Annotated in this window: 14 protein-coding genes; 6 read left to right on the top strand and 8 right to left on the bottom strand. The window is 54.8% G+C overall.

Translation table 11 applies throughout. From position 1 onward, the window contains the following. The first annotated feature begins 772 nt into the window (after window positions 1-772). The gene (locus ACYVAD_RS18940; RefSeq protein WP_461141091.1) at window positions 773-2,167 is read left to right on the top strand and encodes a DUF418 domain-containing protein; all 1,395 of its coding nucleotides are present in this window, start codon (window positions 773-775) and stop codon (window positions 2,165-2,167) included. A gap of 147 nt (window positions 2,168-2,314) precedes the next feature. Here ACYVAD_RS18940 and ACYVAD_RS18935 read toward each other — a convergent pair whose 3' ends face one another. The 8 genes from ACYVAD_RS18935 to ACYVAD_RS18900 all read right to left on the bottom strand — a co-directional run bounded on the left by ACYVAD_RS18935 (window position 2,315) and on the right by ACYVAD_RS18900 (window position 8,344). Next, on the bottom strand, window positions 2,315-2,782 hold the full coding sequence (locus tag ACYVAD_RS18935) for a hypothetical protein (RefSeq protein ID WP_461141090.1): 468 nt from the start codon (window positions 2,780-2,782) through the stop codon (window positions 2,315-2,317). Window positions 2,783-2,829: 47 nt separating this feature from the next. Next, window positions 2,830-3,741: a hypothetical protein gene (locus tag ACYVAD_RS18930; protein ID WP_461141089.1), complete on the bottom strand. Its 912-nt coding sequence runs from the start codon at window positions 3,739-3,741 to the stop codon at window positions 2,830-2,832. Then, window positions 3,738-4,853 (bottom strand): cytochrome-c peroxidase, encoded by a 1,116-nt coding sequence (locus tag ACYVAD_RS18925; protein WP_461141088.1) that lies wholly within the window; start codon window positions 4,851-4,853, stop codon window positions 3,738-3,740. The genes ACYVAD_RS18930 and ACYVAD_RS18925 overlap by 4 nt, the downstream gene beginning before the upstream one ends. Then, window positions 4,840-5,694, bottom strand: coding sequence for an MbnP family protein (locus ACYVAD_RS18920; protein WP_461141087.1), 855 nt, complete (start codon window positions 5,692-5,694; stop codon window positions 4,840-4,842). The genes ACYVAD_RS18925 and ACYVAD_RS18920 overlap by 14 nt, the downstream gene beginning before the upstream one ends. A 216-nt stretch (window positions 5,695-5,910) precedes the next feature. Then, window positions 5,911-6,288 carry a hypothetical protein gene (locus tag ACYVAD_RS18915; protein WP_461141086.1) on the bottom strand — a complete coding sequence of 126 codons (378 nt, stop codon included), beginning with the start codon at window positions 6,286-6,288 and terminating at the stop codon, window positions 5,911-5,913. Window positions 6,289-6,378: 90 nt separating this feature from the next. Beyond that, the gene (locus tag ACYVAD_RS18910) at window positions 6,379-7,533 is read right to left on the bottom strand and encodes a PepSY-associated TM helix domain-containing protein (protein WP_461141085.1); all 1,155 of its coding nucleotides are present in this window, start codon (window positions 7,531-7,533) and stop codon (window positions 6,379-6,381) included. Window positions 7,534-7,611: 78 nt separating this feature from the next. Further along, window positions 7,612-7,782 (bottom strand): hypothetical protein, encoded by a 171-nt coding sequence (locus tag ACYVAD_RS18905; RefSeq protein WP_461141084.1) that lies wholly within the window; start codon window positions 7,780-7,782, stop codon window positions 7,612-7,614. 178 nt (window positions 7,783-7,960) lie between these two features. Next, the gene (locus ACYVAD_RS18900; protein ID WP_461141083.1) at window positions 7,961-8,344 is read right to left on the bottom strand and encodes a hypothetical protein; all 384 of its coding nucleotides are present in this window, start codon (window positions 8,342-8,344) and stop codon (window positions 7,961-7,963) included. A gap of 170 nt (window positions 8,345-8,514) precedes the next feature. Here ACYVAD_RS18900 and ACYVAD_RS18895 point away from each other — a divergent pair, with 170 nt between their 5' ends. From ACYVAD_RS18895 to ACYVAD_RS18875, 5 genes are all read left to right on the top strand, one after another. Next, the gene (locus ACYVAD_RS18895; RefSeq protein WP_461141082.1) at window positions 8,515-9,138 is read left to right on the top strand and encodes an RNA polymerase sigma factor; all 624 of its coding nucleotides are present in this window, start codon (window positions 8,515-8,517) and stop codon (window positions 9,136-9,138) included. Between the two features lie 66 nt (window positions 9,139-9,204). Beyond that, window positions 9,205-10,218 carry a FecR family protein gene (locus tag ACYVAD_RS18890; RefSeq protein ID WP_461141081.1) on the top strand — a complete coding sequence of 338 codons (1,014 nt, stop codon included), beginning with the start codon at window positions 9,205-9,207 and terminating at the stop codon, window positions 10,216-10,218. A gap of 27 nt (window positions 10,219-10,245) precedes the next feature. Next, a complete protein-coding gene (locus ACYVAD_RS18885; protein WP_461141080.1) occupies window positions 10,246-13,617 on the top strand; it encodes a SusC/RagA family TonB-linked outer membrane protein in 3,372 nt (1,123 codons plus the stop codon). A 10-nt stretch (window positions 13,618-13,627) separates the two neighbouring features. Then, window positions 13,628-15,145 (top strand): RagB/SusD family nutrient uptake outer membrane protein, encoded by a 1,518-nt coding sequence (locus ACYVAD_RS18880; RefSeq protein ID WP_461141079.1) that lies wholly within the window; start codon window positions 13,628-13,630, stop codon window positions 15,143-15,145. Between the two features lie 65 nt (window positions 15,146-15,210). Further along, complete coding sequence (locus tag ACYVAD_RS18875) at window positions 15,211-17,049, top strand: alkaline phosphatase (protein WP_461141078.1); 1,839 nt, start codon at window positions 15,211-15,213, stop codon at window positions 17,047-17,049. The last annotated feature ends 15 nt before the right edge of the window (window positions 17,050-17,064 follow it).

The following is a 17,064-nucleotide window of genomic DNA, read 5'->3' as shown; positions in this document are numbered from 1 at the left end:
TAAAGCTAGCTCTTGTCAAGAGTTAACCATAATCAACAAACTATATGTCATAAAAGCTAGCTAAATGTTGTAATTCGCTCCATGTGGGTTTGGTTTCCGGCGACAGGTTACTCGTCTCCGAGGTAAAGTTTTCAGCCCAACAGCTACCGTGTTCGCGGGCGAACGAACCCCAGAAGAAGTGTTGAATTGCCCTCTTGGGCGATACCTGATAATCAAGCAGTTGAAATTTAACAGTACATTCAAACAGGGGCGTAAAGGTTACAAGTGGCTTGTATTCAGGGTAATTTTGCGCTCATTCATCAACCCCTGTGGTCGTTGGGTGCGCCAGGACAGGGGGAAACAGCGTAGCGGTTGGCCTCGTGCAACAGGGAGCTCGTCCGAAAGATGGGCTATTGGGCTCATCGAGCGGCTTCATTTGACACAAGAAACGCCTGTGTTGGGTAAGTTTTTAGCTATGATCAACGTGTTTGACGCCAGGATTAGGTTGGTTGAAGCAAGTCATCCTGCCGAGTGAATAGTTTGCAACGGATAGCGAAAACTTGCTAAACGGTGGGTCCCCAAAGAAGTCAACTCACTGTCTTACCTACCGATTACTAAGTTGACTACCAGAGGATTTAGAAATTAAGAACGTAAAACATTCATTTGTTCTACTATTCCGAACGGAAGAGTCCAGGCGAATAAAAGACGGATGTGTGCTTTGTCGGTGCCAGGCAACATCATCACTCTTTGACTAGCCTGTAGGCCATTCTTAACGCTAACTCCTCAATCCTTCATGACTCCCTTTTCTACTACTGAAACCCTCGTCGACGCAGGACCAGCACGGCCCGTCTCGCAGGCTGAGCGCATTAAAACCATCGACATATTGCGGGGTGTAGCCCTACTGGGCATCCTGTTGATGAATATCCCCTATTTCGCGATGGCCGAACGATTCAGCGACGTCTTCCGAAATGATCCACGTAACATAAACTTCTGGGTCAATGTCGTCATCACCATTCTATTCGAAGGTAAGATGCGCGCGCTGTTCTCCATGATCTTCGGCGTGGGCATTATCCTGTTCATGGCTCGAAAAGAGAGCAGTGCCCAGCCCGCAACGGGTCCGGGCCGCGTTCGGCTTTTCTTCCGGCGAATGGGCTGGCTCGTCCTGTTTGGCCTGATCGACGCACACGTGCTACTCTGGATGGGCGACATTCTGTACTATTATGGCATCATCGGCATGATTGCCTTCTGGTTCCGCCGGATGAAGCCCGCCTATCTGGCGCTTGGGGTACCGCTGGTCGCCATTATTGGTTTTGTGATGAACACCATGTTCTATCAGAATGTACGCGACAAGCGGCTGGCTTTTTTAGATGCTCAGAAAGCCCAGCAACAGGGTCAACAAATAACCGCCGACCAACGACAGGCCCTCAACGACTGGAAAGAAGCGGAGAAAGAATTTTTTCCTGATAAGGCTCAGATTGCCGAACACACCCGCAAAATGAAATCGCCAGACTACCTTACGGTGGCATCACGTTTTCGAAAAGAGGTTTGGGACGGGCAAACCAAATACCTGATTTTCGGCATCTGGGACCCTCTTGCTCTGATGCTATTAGGTATGGCGCTCTACAAATGGGGCTTTATAACGGGGCAATGGACCCGCCGACGCTACTGGCAGACGATGCTGCTGGGCTATGGACTGGGGTTGCCGTTGGTTGCATTCAGCTTTTATTATTACTACCATCACCTGCCCAGTTCAGAAGCCTTTATTCCATACATGGAACAGCACCCCGTAGAATGGGTAGGCTTGATTTATCCCTTCCAGCGAATACTATTGGTGATGGCCCATGCCAGTCTGATCATTCTGCTTGTTCAGGGAGCAACCGGGCGTGCGGGCTGGGTGCGAGGATTATTGAATCGACTGGGGTCGGTCGGGCAGATGGCCTTTACGAATTACGTCATGCATACGGTTATCTGTACGCTGGTTTTCTACGGCTACGGTTTGAATCAGTACGCCGAATGGCAGTTCTACCAGCTTTATTTCCTGGTCGCAGCCATCTGGGTACTGCAATTGATTATCAGTCCGATCTGGCTACGTAATTACCAGTTTGGCCCGCTTGAATGGGTCTGGCGTAGCTTAACCTACTGGCAACGACAACCCATGCGCCGGACACCAACGACTGATCTACAATAACCTACCTAACCGGTTACGGTTTGTAGAAGTAGCCGACAGGTTGGCAGGCCAGTGGAGGTTAAAGATACTAGGCGGAGAACGTCTAAAACGATAAATCCTGTCCACTTCATGGGACAGGATTTATCGTGTAATCAACCCGGAATAACGTTACTCAACGTACGCCTTGGCATCGGCGATGCTCTTTTTCATCAGGTCCTGTACGCGCAGGACTTTTTGCTGCTCAGCCTTCAGGTAATCGAGCGCTTTGGCCTGATCCAGCTTACCCAGCGTATCGCCGTTGTAGCCGTGCATCCAGTCCATCATTTGCTTATCGGCTTGCTGCAACCGATTCCGAATGTCGGTTCCTTTATCCTTATCAGACCCCGTCGCTGAGGTTAGTTTCTGGTCGACGGCTTTGCGCAGTCGCATGACGTCGCTCATGTCGTTCATGGCACTGTCGTGCACGGCCATCACCTCATCTTCTAAATCCCCAACCGGCCCCCGGCTCGTTTCGCTTTTGGTTGAGTGATCGTGGCCAGCGTGGTCGTGGTCGGCTTTCTTATCCGCCGAGCAGGCAGCCCCAAGAGCGATCAGGGCCGCTAGCAGGGATATTTTGGTGGTGTTTGTCTGAATCATGTTGTGTTAATTCTTAATCAAAATTACGGTTTTACGTTCGTTATCAGCTAGAACACCCGTGATAGATGAACCGCCAGGCGATTGTTAGCTTTCACCAGGCCTTCCGAAATACGCTGCTGAACAGGTAGTTGTGCATTGACACCTGCCACCCAGTTCCCCCGATACGCATCCAGGCCCAGCGCGGCAGCCGCCAGGTAGCCGCCGGTTTCGGCAATCAGGACACCATTTTTATGGTCTTTCCGGGCATACTCCCCGTACAGTCCAACGCTGGGCATGACAGCCGTACTCCCCCACTGCTTCACGTAAAAGCCAATCAGCGAACCGTTCACCCGATTACCGAACTGGTATCCTTCGGCGTTGGTACCCGTGATACGACCGGTCGCGTCGGCGTTCATACCCCAGCGGTTAATCCGTACCGTATAAATTCCGTTCAGCACCAGATCGGTAGCGCCGGTACCGGGCTGAAAATTGGGGTTTGCTACGTCGGTCAGGTCCGTCTCACTGTAGCGATGATCACCCGTCGCCAGTTTAACTCCGCCCCCCAGCATCAGTGACTGTTTAACGACGTGGGTACTGTCGCGGATGCGTGACTTATCGATGAGTTTGTAATTGATCAACACAGTTGCGTCACCCAACCCCTGAAGCCGCCGGATAGTCGTTCCCTGTGTCTGCTGGTGAAATTGGTACGGGACCATTGCCAGCACCTGCATGCGCCGAAGGGGGTAGAACCGCGCCCATAGGTCGATGGCCTGAAACGACTCTCGCGAATCGGCCTGATCGATGTGGTGGCGCGACATAAACGTATCATAACTCTGGGTCCGGTACCGCACGCCCACAAAATGTTTCTGGAACTGCGGCAGCACGCCCAGGTAGAAATTAGAACCCGAGCAACCGCAGACATCACAGGCCCAGGTCGGGGCGGCAGCTACCATAAACGCGAGAAAGAGAAGTCGTTTCATTTTGGCGCAAATTTGGGATTGGTTAAAAAGTCAACATCCGTTAGCGTTTTCAGGAAAGCAATTAGCTTGGCCTGCTCGTCAGGCGTCAAGGCAATGCCCGGCCTAGATTGGCCCAGCCTGGACTGGTCCTGCCGGGATTGTCCCAAACGGCCGTCTTGTTTCAGCAGTGGGTCAAGATTCGGTGTATCCTCTACGCCTTCTGCGTAATGCTTCAGCACCGCTTCGAGGGTTCGAAAACGGCCATCGTGCATGTAAGGGCCAGTATGTTCGACGTTGCGTAGACTAGGCACTTTGAAGGTGTATCTGTCTTCGGACTTCTCCGTGATATGTGCTCGCCCCTCGTCTTCCCCAAAGGCCAGACTCAGTCCGTTGTTGCGGTAACTCTGGTCGGTGAACAGTTCTCCGGCATGGCAACCCGCACAGCCTTTGCTTTTGAACAGGTTTAGCCCGGCCAGTTCGTCAGCCGTCAACGTAGCGCCATTACCCGATTCGTTACGTATGTATTTATCGTAGCGCGAGTTGCCCGACACCATTGTCAGCATGAACTGCGACAGAGCCTGTAAAAAACGGGCGGTCGTTACGTCCTCCGACCCATAGGCGTTTTTGAACTGCTTCCGGTAGGTATCGTCCGCTCGTAGCTTGTCCAGTACGTTGGCCACTTTTTCGTCCATCTCGACGTGGTTTTCGATGGGCACGATGGGAAACATATCCAGGTCAAAGACGCCCCCGTCCCACATAAATTCCCGGCTCCAGGCCAGATTCTGGAGGGGCAGCGAGTTGCGGGTTCCCAGTCGATTGTCGATACCGTGACTCACGTCGTGGCCGTGGTGCGTAAACGCATAAGCCTGGTTATGACATTCGGCGCAGGAAATAGTCCCGTCGCGGGAGAGACGTCCGTCGTAGAACAGCATCCGCCCCAGTTCCACCCCTTCCTTCGTCAGCGGGTTGTTTACAAAGTGGTAAATGGGCTGTGGAAAATTAGCGGGTGCCTGAAACAGTGGTTCCTTCGGCGTGGGTTCGGGCGAGCAGGCCACCAAGCCTAGCAGCAGACCGGTTGCCACTACCAGCAACTCGGCCTGCGTACGGCAGCAATTGACTTTACTTCGGATCATTGTGCACGTGATCGACCGTAAACATCGTCTTCTGGTTGTCGGTCAGGCCCACTTTCAGGGCTGCTTCCGGCATATGAATCCCCCTGAACGTCGGGTTCTGGTACAGCGTGGTCAAACTGATCTTCGTGGGTCCGTCCATCACTTTCGCTACGTCGGCCAGCAGGTGAACGGTTGGCGCGATCAAAGCCCGAACCGTTGCCGTCGTCGGCATCGTCAGCGACACCAACCGGATGTTATTAACCGTCTTGCCCGTCATACCGCCGAAACCACCCGTATGGAAGGCAAACTGATGATTCCGGTCGGCCGGAACCGCCGACGATGTTCCTTCCAGACGCACAAAAATGTACCCCGAATTCCAGGACCAGTACATGTCGGCCGCCTGCCCCGTAGCCCCTGGATCGAGCGCTCCCGTCCGTTCCGTTACCGGCGACACGCTCTTGGCGCTGTCCACGCCAATGGTAAAATTCACGCCTGTATAATCTCCCTGTGGTACGTCGGTCAGCTTCACCAGTTGTGTTTTAACGTCCGACTCCCGAATCAGGTAGTAGCTATTAGGCACTTTATACGTCGTGCCGTCCGCCTTTTTCAGCTCGACGTTACTGATAAAGTAATTCAGCACATCGACGGTGTACTCTTCCCCGAACGAGTTTTTGTATTTAGCCCCGCCCAGCGCCAGGTTGGTACCGCCGACGATGTTGTCAAATTCCAGCGTCAGGTTTCCTTTCCCGTTGGGGTCGATCGCCAGTACCTCGGCGTCGCTTTTTTCGTCACAGCCCCAGAAACCAGCGGCCAGACAGAGGCTAATGAATAAATAAATTCCAGAACTATGAATGCATTTCATATGTATGACAGTCAGCCAATTACGACTAACAAATGAGTAAAAATTAAGAAAAAAGGAGTAGCGCGTTTGATTCAGGCACGATACCGGTTTTCCCGAAAGGGCAGCATCGATCCAGACCTGATGGCACAGCAGCAGGCAATACGTATCGGTTCGCACGGGATAAAAGCCATCCCCGCGTTGACACGCTCAATAAAGGCAACCTAAATCAATGGAAAGCTACAGCCGGGGAGGCCGGAACAGGCCGTCAAGCGGCCGGGAGACGACAGCTAACAGGTAGGCAAATAAAGGGTTCCCCGTCTGGTGGTGGATGGCAGGTGCAAACAGAAACACCAGTGCTCCCTCTACGTAAAGCTGAACAAAGGGCGTATTCTGGACGCGTTCGGTGGTTTCCTTATCCTGTTTGTCTTGCTGGGCTTTGAGCCGTTTGGCCAGGAAGCATTGGCCGTCGCAGTGCAACTCAGGCCGGTCGCGATTTTCGCAGAGAACCCGGGCGATGTACGCTTTATTGAGCTGATAATGCGTGATGATCCCCCACGGGCTTACCGTTGGCAGCAGCGTCGCCAGAACCAGTATGTAAAGGGTAATCGTTCGCACGAGATTATTATCAGTTCAAGCAGGTATTAAAACTTGGCAGCGGAAGCACGGCCAACATGCAGGTTTACGGGTTAAAAATCAGATCCCACCTTAACGGTTGAGGCTAATCGCGGGGGCTTTCCGGGATGCAACGCGGGTCGTTTTACGGGTGCGTCGCCACCAGAGCAGAAAGCCGGTTACTGACAGCAGACTGGGCGTTAACCCAATCAATACGTAAAAAATCTTTATGGGCAAACCGCCGTAGTTGCCTACGTGGAGCGGAAAAAAGGTGGCCTCGACTCGTTCGCCCAAAGACAAGTCAGACAACCGGCGCACCGTCAGCATCTGGCCCGTATACTGGTCAATACTAACCGAGTTGGCGGCTCCCCAGAACACCCACTGACCGGTCAGATACCCCCGAACGCTGAACTTTCGCTCGGGTTGCGTGGGCAGATACACGTATGAGGGACGTAACGTCGGAATAGCATCTAGTGCCTGCCGGTACAACGTATCGGCCGAAACCTGCATCGGCGTATTGGAGCGAGTCGGTGTCACTTCGGTCTGCCAGCTTTTAGCCTTAAACGCGAAGAGGTTCATCCAAAAACCGGTAAAGAAAATCACCGCATTGAGTCCCAGCGACCACACGCCGACAACCCGGTGCACATCCGAACTGATGGTGCGCCAGTTTTTTCGGTTGATCCGGACCCGGAATGTCATCACTTTCCAGATCATTTTTCGGTAAACGACCAGGCCCGTCAACAGCGACCCCAGCATTGTCAACCCGAACAGAGCGGTCAGTGCTGCTCCCGGCACGCCCGCCTGAAAGCTAAAATGAAACTGAAGCAGCCACTCGATCAGGCTGGGTCTGAACTCGCTCGATTTTCCTTCGCGCAGAATCGTGCCCGTGTACGGATCGAACGTAATCAGTCCCAGATCATACGTAAGCAAACGAACATCGTTCTGATAGAGCCTGAAATCGTAGGCTTCGTCCGGTCCGGCGTTCGGGTTCAGCCAGGCGATACCATCCAGATTCGGGTATCGTCGGGTAATAGCTTCATAGCAGCGCGCCAGCGGCTGTCCGGCTCCCTGCTGGCTACTGACCGGCACGGCCGGAGGACTCACGGTCAGCAACTCGCGATTCGCCAGCCGATCCAGTTCGTGCCGAAACACCAGAATTGACCCACTGAGACCAAGCACCAGCAGAAACAGTCCCGAGATCAGCCCCAGCCAGCTGTGAACGATAAATAAACGGCGGGTTAACTTCATTAATAGCGTGAATTTTTAATGTAGTATGAGTAGGGCTTGTCTCTTTAATAATCAATCGTATTCTCTGTCATCCCGACGTCAGGACCGGGCCGCCGGAGCGGGAATCTTCGGCAGGAGTAGTGCATCCCGAGGTTCCCCGCTCCGGCGGCCCGGTCCTGATGTCGGGATGACATAATGCACATCGACCTGACAGCCAGCCGATAGCGACCAAAACTCATAAGTATCACAGCCGTGATTGGAAACGAGCATAGATGCCAGTCGGTGTGCCGAACAGCCAAACCAGTTTCGCAGCCTGATAAACCGGCAGCAGAAAACTAAAGATACGTTTCTTACGCCAGGCCTTTTATTGGTCTGAATAGCAGGGACTAGCTAGTACGTATCCATTTAGATCAGGAGTACGTCTATCTTGCTGGCGTGAGCCAATAGCTTACTGGCGGAAGCGGGGTGGTCGAAACAGGCCGTCGAGCGATCGGCTCGTTGAGGTAATCAAATACGTAAACAGATGGGACGCGGCCAGTTGGCGGATAGCAGGCACGAACGTAAAGGAAGCAGTCGATTCGACAAACAGTTGAATAGAGGGCGTATTCTGGACGCGCTCAGTGGTCTCCTTATCCTGTTTGTCCTGCTGGGCTTTAAGTCGTTTGGCCAGGAAGCATTGGCCGTTGCAGTGCAGCTCAGGTCGGTCGCGGTTCTCGCAGAGAACACGGGCAATGTAGTCCTTATTGAGCTGATAATAGGCGATGGTTCCCCAGGGACTAACCAGGGGCAGCAGCAAGGCAAACAGTAATATGTAGCTGACCAGCGTACGCATCGAGCCACAAAGGTAGGGCAAAATCAAATCAAGACTCCTCTTTCGCCCTGTAACGAATAAATCTTTCCGGTTTCGAATAATATCAATTTGTTAAATCGTTCAGGGTCAATCACCCGCCTTTAGTTCTCTCCCTAATTTTGAGCCAGAACTAGCCATAACCGCCTTCACTCGTGGGTCCCGGACCATTTAACACTACTCAGGAAACCGCTTTACTACACCGCCTTCGGGACGGCGACGAGAAGGCCTTTGAGTACCTGTTCGATGGGTACAAACGACCGCTGTATCAGTTTATTAATGGGCTGGTTCATTCGGAAGACGAAACGGAGGAACTGATGCACGATGTCTTCCTGAAGGTCTGGAACAACCGGGAAACTATCCAGCCGGATCGGCCGCTCGCCGGTTTCCTGCACACGGTTGCCCGAAATCAGGCGTTCAATCTGCTCCGGCAGCGGGCGTCCGTACGTCGGCTGCATACGGAACTGCCCAGCCGGATAACCATTCCGCAAAATCCGGTTGAAGACGCCTGCGTAGCAGCCGAATATGAGCAGCTCGCCCGGCAAGCTATTGCTCAACTCCCTCCCCGGCGGCAGGCCGTTTACCAGCTTTGCACCCACGAAGACAAAACCTACGATGAAGCAGGACATCTGCTCGGTATTTCGCGCGATGCGGTGAAAGACCACATGGTACGAGCCCGGCGCGTGCTGCATCACTTCTTCCGTCAGTACACCGACATTAGCCTGCTCGTGCTGCTATCGGCAAAACTGGCTGCTGCGCTTGGTCGTACTTTTTTGTAAAAATTTTCTGATTCCGAACTACCCTATTCCTAGTAGCAGCTGTATTGCTCCTAAAACCAGTACGTTTTGAGCAACGCAGCCAGCAAAGAACTTCTGCAACGGTACCTCGCCAACCAGTGTTTGCCCGACGAGCGCCGTCAGGCCGAGCGGCTACTGGCCACCCCAGAGGGCGAGGTACTGCTGCGCGAGTTGCTGGATGCCAGCCCCTGGCCTGACCAACTCCCCCCCAGCAGCGCTGCCGAGGAAGCCACGCAGCAGCGGGTTTGGGACCGCTTGCGGCAGGACATTAACCAGGGGCAACCAACCGGACAAGTTATAGCCATGACGCGCTACTGGCTTTACGGTGTCGCTGCGGTCCTGGCGGGTCTGGCATTTTTCCTGTTACGTCCCCAAAGTGCCTGGCTATCGAACGAAGCAGGAACTATTGCCTCACGGGAGTACGTGGCACCGGCGGGCCAACGTACTCAGTTTACCCTCCCCGACGGGTCACGCGTGTGGCTCAATGGGCAAAGCCAGCTTCGACTGGCGCCGACCTTTGGTCAGTCGGCACAGCGGCAGGTTGAGTTGCAGGGAGAAGCGTATTTCGAAGTAGCTCACGATACGAAACATCCGTTTGTGGTCCGCAGTGGGGCTATTCATACGCAGGTACTAGGCACCCGCTTTAACGTTCGCGCCTACGCCGACGACCCTGACGTTGAGGTCGCCGTGTTAAGCGGCAAAGTCCGGGTGGGCGATCTGAAACAGCCCTCCGTCGATCTACTCCCGAACCAGAAAAGTCAGTACGACCGGCAAACGGGTCGGCTGACGAAACAAACAATTATGGACGCGACCCGCTACCAAGCCTGGACGGCCGACCAACTAGTCATTGACAACAGGTCAGTAGCCGAGATCTGCCGATTACTCAACCGACGATTCAACGTACAGATACGAGTCAGCGACGACCGGCTGAAGGCCTGCGTGCTGACCACCCGTTTCGATCAACCGACACTATCCGGTGTGTTGCGCGTGCTGTGCACCTACCTGAATGGTACCTACCAGCGGCAGGGAAATACCATCCTGCTGTCGGGCAAAGGCTGTTAATTTTTCGCTCACCCAACTAGTTACACGATGAAACAATTGTATTACCAACGCTCCTCCGTCCAAAAGTTCGGGCGATGTATGCTGATCGCCGGATGCCTGCTGACGCAGCAGCCTGCTGTGTCAGCCAGCCCCCTTTCGGACCGGCCCGAAGTCTCCGTCACCGTATCGCTTAAGAACGTCACGCTGCGCGAAGCCCTCCGCCAGTTGGAGCAGCAGACCGATTTACGATTCGTCTACGGCGCAACTCTGCCCCTGGATCAGCCCGTCAGTATTCAGGCCCGAAAGCAGAAGCTGAGCAGCCTGCTCGACAACCTGCTATCGCCCCTGGGTCTGGCGTACGAACAGGTCGACAACCACATCGTATTACGTCCTCGGACCGGTACGAAAGCATCCACCAGCAGCCGCAAGCTAATTCCCATTACCGGGACGGTAACCGACCAACAGACGGGCGAGGCATTGCCGGGAGCCAGTGTGGTCGTGAAAGGTAGCACGGTGGGTAGCGTAACGGATGCCAATGGTACATTCAGCATCAACGTACCCGACGCCAATGTGGTGCTGGTCGTTTCGTTCATCGGCTATGAGCCACTCGACGTAGCCGTCAACGGGCGGTCGCAGGTGAACGTAACGCTGATGCAGGCGGCCAAGCAACTCAATGAGATGGTCGTGGTTGGGTACGGCGCGCAGCAGAAACGCGACGTACTGGGTGCCGTGGCGACGGTACCGACGAAAGAAATTGGCAGCCGGAACTACAACACCGCGGCCGATGTGCTCCAGGGTACGGTATCAGGCGTTACGGTCGTGAACGAAGGTGGTGACCCAACCGCGTCGGCGACCATTAAAATCCGGGGAATCGGCTCACTCAACGACGAAAGCCCGCTGCTGGTGGTCGATGGCGTCATCTATCCCGGTACGCTCAGCTCGATCAATCCCAACGACATCCAATCGGTGAGCGTCCTGAAGGATGCGTCAGCCGCTGTTTACGGAGCCAGAGCCTCAGCCGGGGTTATTCTGGTGACGACCAAGAAGGGGTCCAGCGGGCAGATGCGCGTGAACGTCAATTACCAACAGGGTTTTCAGCAGGTAGCCCGGACGCTGAAACCGCTCGATGCGGCCGGTTTTGCGAATGCTGTGAACACCGCAACTGATAACGCCGGACTGCCCCGGATCGGAGCATTCAATCCAGCAGTCAACCCCGACGCTCGTACGACGAAAACGAACTGGATGAACGAACTTTTCCAGACGGGCCATATCTACAACGTCGATGCCTCCGTGAGTGGCGGCACCGAGAAATCGACCTTCTTCCTGTCGGGTGGCTACCGAAAAAACCAGGGTATTCTGCTCAATACGTTCTCGGATCGGTACACCTTCCGGCTGAACTCCTCGCACCAGTTATCAAAGCGGGTGAAGATCGGCGAGAATCTGGCGTATAATGTCAACAACGGTCAGACCGCCAACACCAACAGCGCTTACACGGGGGCCATTCTGACGGCCATCTTCTACCCACCAAATGCGACCATCTACCGGCAGGACGGTTCGGGTCGGTTTGGGGGCGTCCCCGAGAACTTTGCGGGTTCGTACGGCGATTTGATTAACCCCGTTGCTTACCTGAAGCGGCTGGACAACCGGAACCCATCCAGCAACCTGTTCATCAATCCGTACCTGGAATGGCAAATCCTTGATGGCCTGACGTTCCGCAGCAACTGGGGCCTAACCCAGATCCGCACCGACGGTACGCAGTTCAACGTAAAAATCACCGAACCTGGTAAGATTTTCGACTACAACGAGCTGTACCTCAATAGCTACAAATCGAACGATCTGCTGACCGAGCAGTTGCTGATGTACAAACGTTCGTTTGGCAAACATGCCCTCGACGCCCTGCTGGGGTATACCTACCAGCGGACGGACATCAACGCCTTCGGCGTGCGCGGCACTGGCTTCGACAACGAAGCGCCGTCGCAGCGTTATCTGGTCAACACCAAGCAAGTATTCTACAACAACTCGACCGTTATCCAGCGTGGCCTAGAATCGTACCTGGGTCGATTGAATTACAGTTACAACGATAAATACCTCTTGTCGGTCATCGTCCGGCGCGACGGTACGTCCAAGCTGTTGAGTGCGAACCGCTGGGAGTGGTATCCATCGGTGTCGGCGGGCTGGCAGATTGCCGACGAGCCGTTCCTGAAAGACGTCAACTGGCTGTCGAACCTGAAATTGCGGGCTAGCTGGGGCCGCATCGGTAACCTGGCCGGACTGGGTGATTACGCCTACAGTCTGCCGCTGGCCCAGACCCTCTCGATGATCGGCTCTACGCCCAGCATCAACTACGGTTTCGCCGAAACCGCCCTGTCGAACTCGAGTCTGCGCTGGGAAACCTCGTCGCAAACGAACGTTGGTCTGGATTTTGGTTTCCTCCGCAATCAGTTCGTGGGCACCATCGATGTGTTCTCCAAGCAGAACCAGAACATGCTCTTTCAGGAGCAGCTACCCGGTGTCGCAGGCGTGTCGGGAGGACGGACAATCAACGCCGGTTCGACGGTTAATAAAGGTATCGAGCTGGGTCTGACGTATCAACGCAGTTTCGGCCCCGTCAAATTCGACGCAACGGTCAACTACGCTGTCCTGCGCAACCAGGTTACGTCGCTACCCGCCGGGCAGAATCTTCAGTCAACCGGCAGCACCGTCCGGAGTCTTCCCTACTCCAACTTCCATATTGTTGGGCAACCATTCGGGGCGTTCTACGGCTACCGCACCGCCGGGCTGTTCCAGTCAAACGAGGAAGCGGCCGCCTACACCAACGCGCAGGGTACCCGCATTCAGCCTAACGCCAAAGCGGGTGATTTCCGGTTCGTGGATACCAACGGAGATGGCGTTCTGAACGACAATGACCGGGTGGTGCTGGGCAGTATCCTGCCAACGCAGACCTTCAGCCTGAACAGTAACGTCGGCTACAAGGGCTTCGATCTGAACGTATTCTTCCAGGGTTCGGCGGGCAACAAAATCTTCAACTCGGTTAAAAACCTGGCCCTGAACCCCGGTGCATATCCAGGTTACAACATGCTCGAAGACGTAAAGAATGCCTGGAGCCCGACCAATACGGGCGGGACGATTCCCCGGCTGCGGGCGGGCTCTGATCCCAACAACAACTTCGGCCGGATTTCGGACTTCTACCTCGAAGATGGCAGCTACCTGCGGCTGAAGAGCCTGACGCTGGGTTATACGCTGCCTCGCACATTCACCAAAAGCGCGGGCGCCCGGATTTACCTGACTGGCCAGAATCTGCTGACCGTAACGAAATACAGCGGCATGGACCCCGAGGTGGGTCTGAACAGCCTCGGCCTCGACGTTGCCAAATATCCGCTGGCCCGGGTGTACATGATCGGTGCTAATCTTTCTTTTTAATCACGGCTTTATGAAACTGACCTATAAATTCTTTGTGCTGGCGTTGTGCGGTTTGTCGCTCTCCTGCTCCAGCAAACTCGACCTGGAACCCCAGGGCGCTCCTACCACCGGCAACTTCTGGAAAACGGAAAGCGACGCCCTTGCCGGATCCAACAGCCTGTACGCACTGTATTCCGACGACGACATGTACGGTCGTGGCTTCTTCTGGCTCAATAACGCCAGCGACGACATCGGTACCAAACCCCGCGCCAACGCCGAACGGATCAAGAATTTCCAGGTGGACGGTAACGAATCGGACACGCGGCCAATCTGGGGGAAGCACTACCAGGTGATGAAGCGGTGTAACGACGTGCTGCGTAACGTACCGAACATCACAATGACCGAGTCGCTCAAAAACCGGATTCTGGGTGAAGCGTATTTCAACCACGCCATCATGCACCTGGAACTGGCGTACCGGTACGGCGACGACCGGGCGGGGATTCCGATTCAGGATCGCAGCAACCCAGAAAATATCTATGTAGGTCGGGCGAAAAACGTCGCGGAGAACTACACTTACATTGCCGAAGATTTGAAAAAAGCGGCTGATCTGCTCCCTTATTTTTCGGAGTACACGACCGCTAACTACGGCCGGGCGCACAAAACAGCCGCCTGGGCCTACCTGGTTCGGACGTATCTCTACGCTAAAGACTGGGCAAACGCCGAAAAATACGCCGACATGATTATAAGCAGCGGCAAACACGCTTTGCTCACAAACTATGAAGACGTGTTCAAGGTAGCCAACAACTGGTCGAAGGAGTATATCTGGTCGGTTACGTCCAGCGCCAGCGATACGCGACTGGGCTGCATCTTTCCCGGCGTTTGCCTGGAAGACAAAGGCTGGGGGCTGTATAATGGCTGGGGAAATTTCTATCCGACCAAAGAACTGTACGACGCTTTCGCCACGGGCGACAAACGCCGGGAGGTGACGATCCTGAAAACGGGCGATACGTTCCAGTTCTTCGGCGAACAGCGCGTATTCAACGTCGGTACGTTCAAGGTGAGTTCGAGCAACCGGACGGGTTATCAGTTCCGGAAATATATGGAGCCGTACACCTACGCTAACCCGGTCGGTTCGTACGTGAACCCTAACGGCGACAAACCATCGACCTCGCTCAACGTACCACTGCTGCGTTACGCGGACGTGTTGCTGATGAAAGCCGAAGCGAAACTAATGCTGGGCAAAAACGCGGACACGGAGATCAACCAGATCCGCACCCGTGCCGGTTTGACGGCGCTGAGCAACGTAACGCTAACCGATCTGAAGCGGGAACGTCGCTGCGAGTTCGGGGGCGAGTGGACCGACCGGCACTTTGACCTCGTGCGTTGGGGCGATGCGCAAGCTACGTACGCCAAGCCGCTACACCACGCAGACGGTTCGGTCATCTACGCGGCCCGGACATTCAATCCGGCTTACATGAACGTGTGGCCGATCCCGCCGACTGAGATTCAGAATAGCAAAGGTGCCCTGACCCAAAACCAGGGCTGGTAAAATAACGTAATAATCTGCGCCACCCGGTTGCTGCCTCACGGCTGGTCGGGTGGTGCTCTTTTCGTATGAGACATCACTTTTTAGCGGGCTTACTGGCCTGCCTAAGTAGCCTGAGCCTGGCCCAGACCCGTCAGTATTCGCCCGCGCAGGCGCACGCCCACAATGATTACGAACATACGATTCCATTCTGGCAGGCCTACGATCAGCAGTTTGGCTCCATCGAAGCCGACATTTACGCCCGAAACGGTCAGTTGTACGTCGCTCACGACACAGCCGATATCACCCCCGACCGGACGCTCGACGCGCTCTACCTCCAACCCATCGTCGGAAAAGTGAAGGCGAATAAGGGTAAGGCCTACGCCGACGCTGATTATACCTTACAGTGGCTCATCGACCTGAAAACTCCGGCCGCTCAGTCGCTACCTCTTCTAGTGAAGGCGCTGTCGGCCTACCCTGATGTTTTTGGCACGAATGGTCCGGTGCAGGTCGTGGTCAGCGGTAACGTACCAGCGCCCGCCCAGTTCGCGCAGTTTCCCGACTGGCTCAAATTCGATGGGCGTCCTACCGTTACGTACACCGCGGAGCAATTGACTCATATTGGTCTGATCAGTCAGGATTTCAAGAAATACACCCGCTGGAATGGCAAGGGGCTGATCGTTAAGAAAGAACGGGATGCCATTCAGGCAGTCGTTGATCAGGTCCACAAACAGGGCAAGAAGATTCGCTTCTGGGCTACACCGGATAACATCAACACCTGGAAATCGCTGATGAACCTGGGCGTCGATTTCATTAATACCGACAACCTATCGGGGCTGGGCCGTTTCCTGAGTACTCGCCAAACGGCTGAATACGCCGAACCCACGCCCCATACGCCGTACCAGCCGACGTACCGCAACAACGACAGCCGTAGCCGGGTCAAAAACGTGATCCTGTTGATTGGCGACGGGATGGGCCTCGCCCAGATTTACGCCGGTCTGACCGGCAACCGGGGCGATCTGAACCTGGCCAAACTGCTGAACATTGGCTTCTCGAAAACCAGCGCGGCTGATACGTACATCACCGACTCAGCGGCTGGCGGCACGGCTATGGCCACGGGTGAGAAAACCAACAACCGCGCCATTGGCGTCGACGCGACGGGAAAATCGCTACCGGCCATTCCCGCGCTGATCAAAAAGTGGAATATGCCCAGCGGTATCCTTTCGTCCGGGCCCATTACCGACGCAACCCCGGCCGCTTTCTACGCCCACCAGCCCGACCGGATGTTTGAGCGGGAAATTGCAACGGACTTTTTACGTAGTCCGGTGTCCATCCTCATCGGCGGTGGTCACCGGTACTTTAAGGAACAAAAAGTACTGGATACGCTCCAGCAGCGCGGCTACCAGATCGGCAAAACGTTTTCAGACCTGGAGCAACTGAAACCACCGTTCGTTCTGCTGGACGATTCCGTTGTGGGTTCTATTTACAAGGGCCGCCCCGCGTTTCTGGTACCGGCCCTGCGCAAAACGCTACAGACGTTACAGCCCAGCCCAGCCGGCTTTTTCGTGATGGCCGAAGGCGCGCAAATCGACTACGGCGGTCATGTGAACGACACGCGTTACGTCGTGCAGGAAATGATTGATTTCGACCGGGCCATTGGCGAAGCCATCAAATTTGCCGATTCAAACGGCGAAACGCTCGTGATCGTCACCGCCGACCATGAGACGGGCGGGCTCAGCCTGCTGGATGGTGATCTGAAACGAGGCTACGTCGATGGCAACTTCAGCACCAATGACCACTCAGGTGTTATGGTGCCCGTTTTTGCCTACGGTCCGCATTCCCTGGACTTTCGGGGCGTGTACGAAAACACCGAGATTCAGCATAAAATCATGTCGATTCTGGCTAAATATCACACGAAAACCAAATAAGTATACGCCTTTCGT

It is taken from the genome of Spirosoma pomorum (assembly GCF_054776615.1).
This window is presented reverse-complemented; position numbering and strand designations above follow the sequence as displayed.

Coding starts and splice junctions, on each gene's coding strand:
- ACYVAD_RS18875 (WP_461141078.1), top strand. CDS start 15,211: ATGAGACATCACTTTTTAGCGGGCTTACTGGCCTGCCTAAGTAGCCTG.
- ACYVAD_RS18925 (WP_461141088.1), bottom strand. CDS start 4,853: ATGATCCGAAGTAAAGTCAATTGCTGCCGTACGCAGGCCGAGTTGCTG.
- ACYVAD_RS18930 (WP_461141089.1), bottom strand. CDS start 3,741: ATGAAACGACTTCTCTTTCTCGCGTTTATGGTAGCTGCCGCCCCGACC.
- ACYVAD_RS18910 (WP_461141085.1), bottom strand. CDS start 7,533: ATGAAGTTAACCCGCCGTTTATTTATCGTTCACAGCTGGCTGGGGCTG.
- ACYVAD_RS18880 (WP_461141079.1), top strand. CDS start 13,628: ATGAAACTGACCTATAAATTCTTTGTGCTGGCGTTGTGCGGTTTGTCG.
- ACYVAD_RS18940 (WP_461141091.1), top strand. CDS start 773: ATGACTCCCTTTTCTACTACTGAAACCCTCGTCGACGCAGGACCAGCA.
- ACYVAD_RS18920 (WP_461141087.1), bottom strand. CDS start 5,694: ATGAAATGCATTCATAGTTCTGGAATTTATTTATTCATTAGCCTCTGT.
- ACYVAD_RS18900 (WP_461141083.1), bottom strand. CDS start 8,344: ATGCGTACGCTGGTCAGCTACATATTACTGTTTGCCTTGCTGCTGCCC.
- ACYVAD_RS18905 (WP_461141084.1), bottom strand. CDS start 7,782: ATGCTCGTTTCCAATCACGGCTGTGATACTTATGAGTTTTGGTCGCTA.
- ACYVAD_RS18885 (WP_461141080.1), top strand. CDS start 10,246: ATGAAACAATTGTATTACCAACGCTCCTCCGTCCAAAAGTTCGGGCGA.
- ACYVAD_RS18935 (WP_461141090.1), bottom strand. CDS start 2,782: ATGATTCAGACAAACACCACCAAAATATCCCTGCTAGCGGCCCTGATC.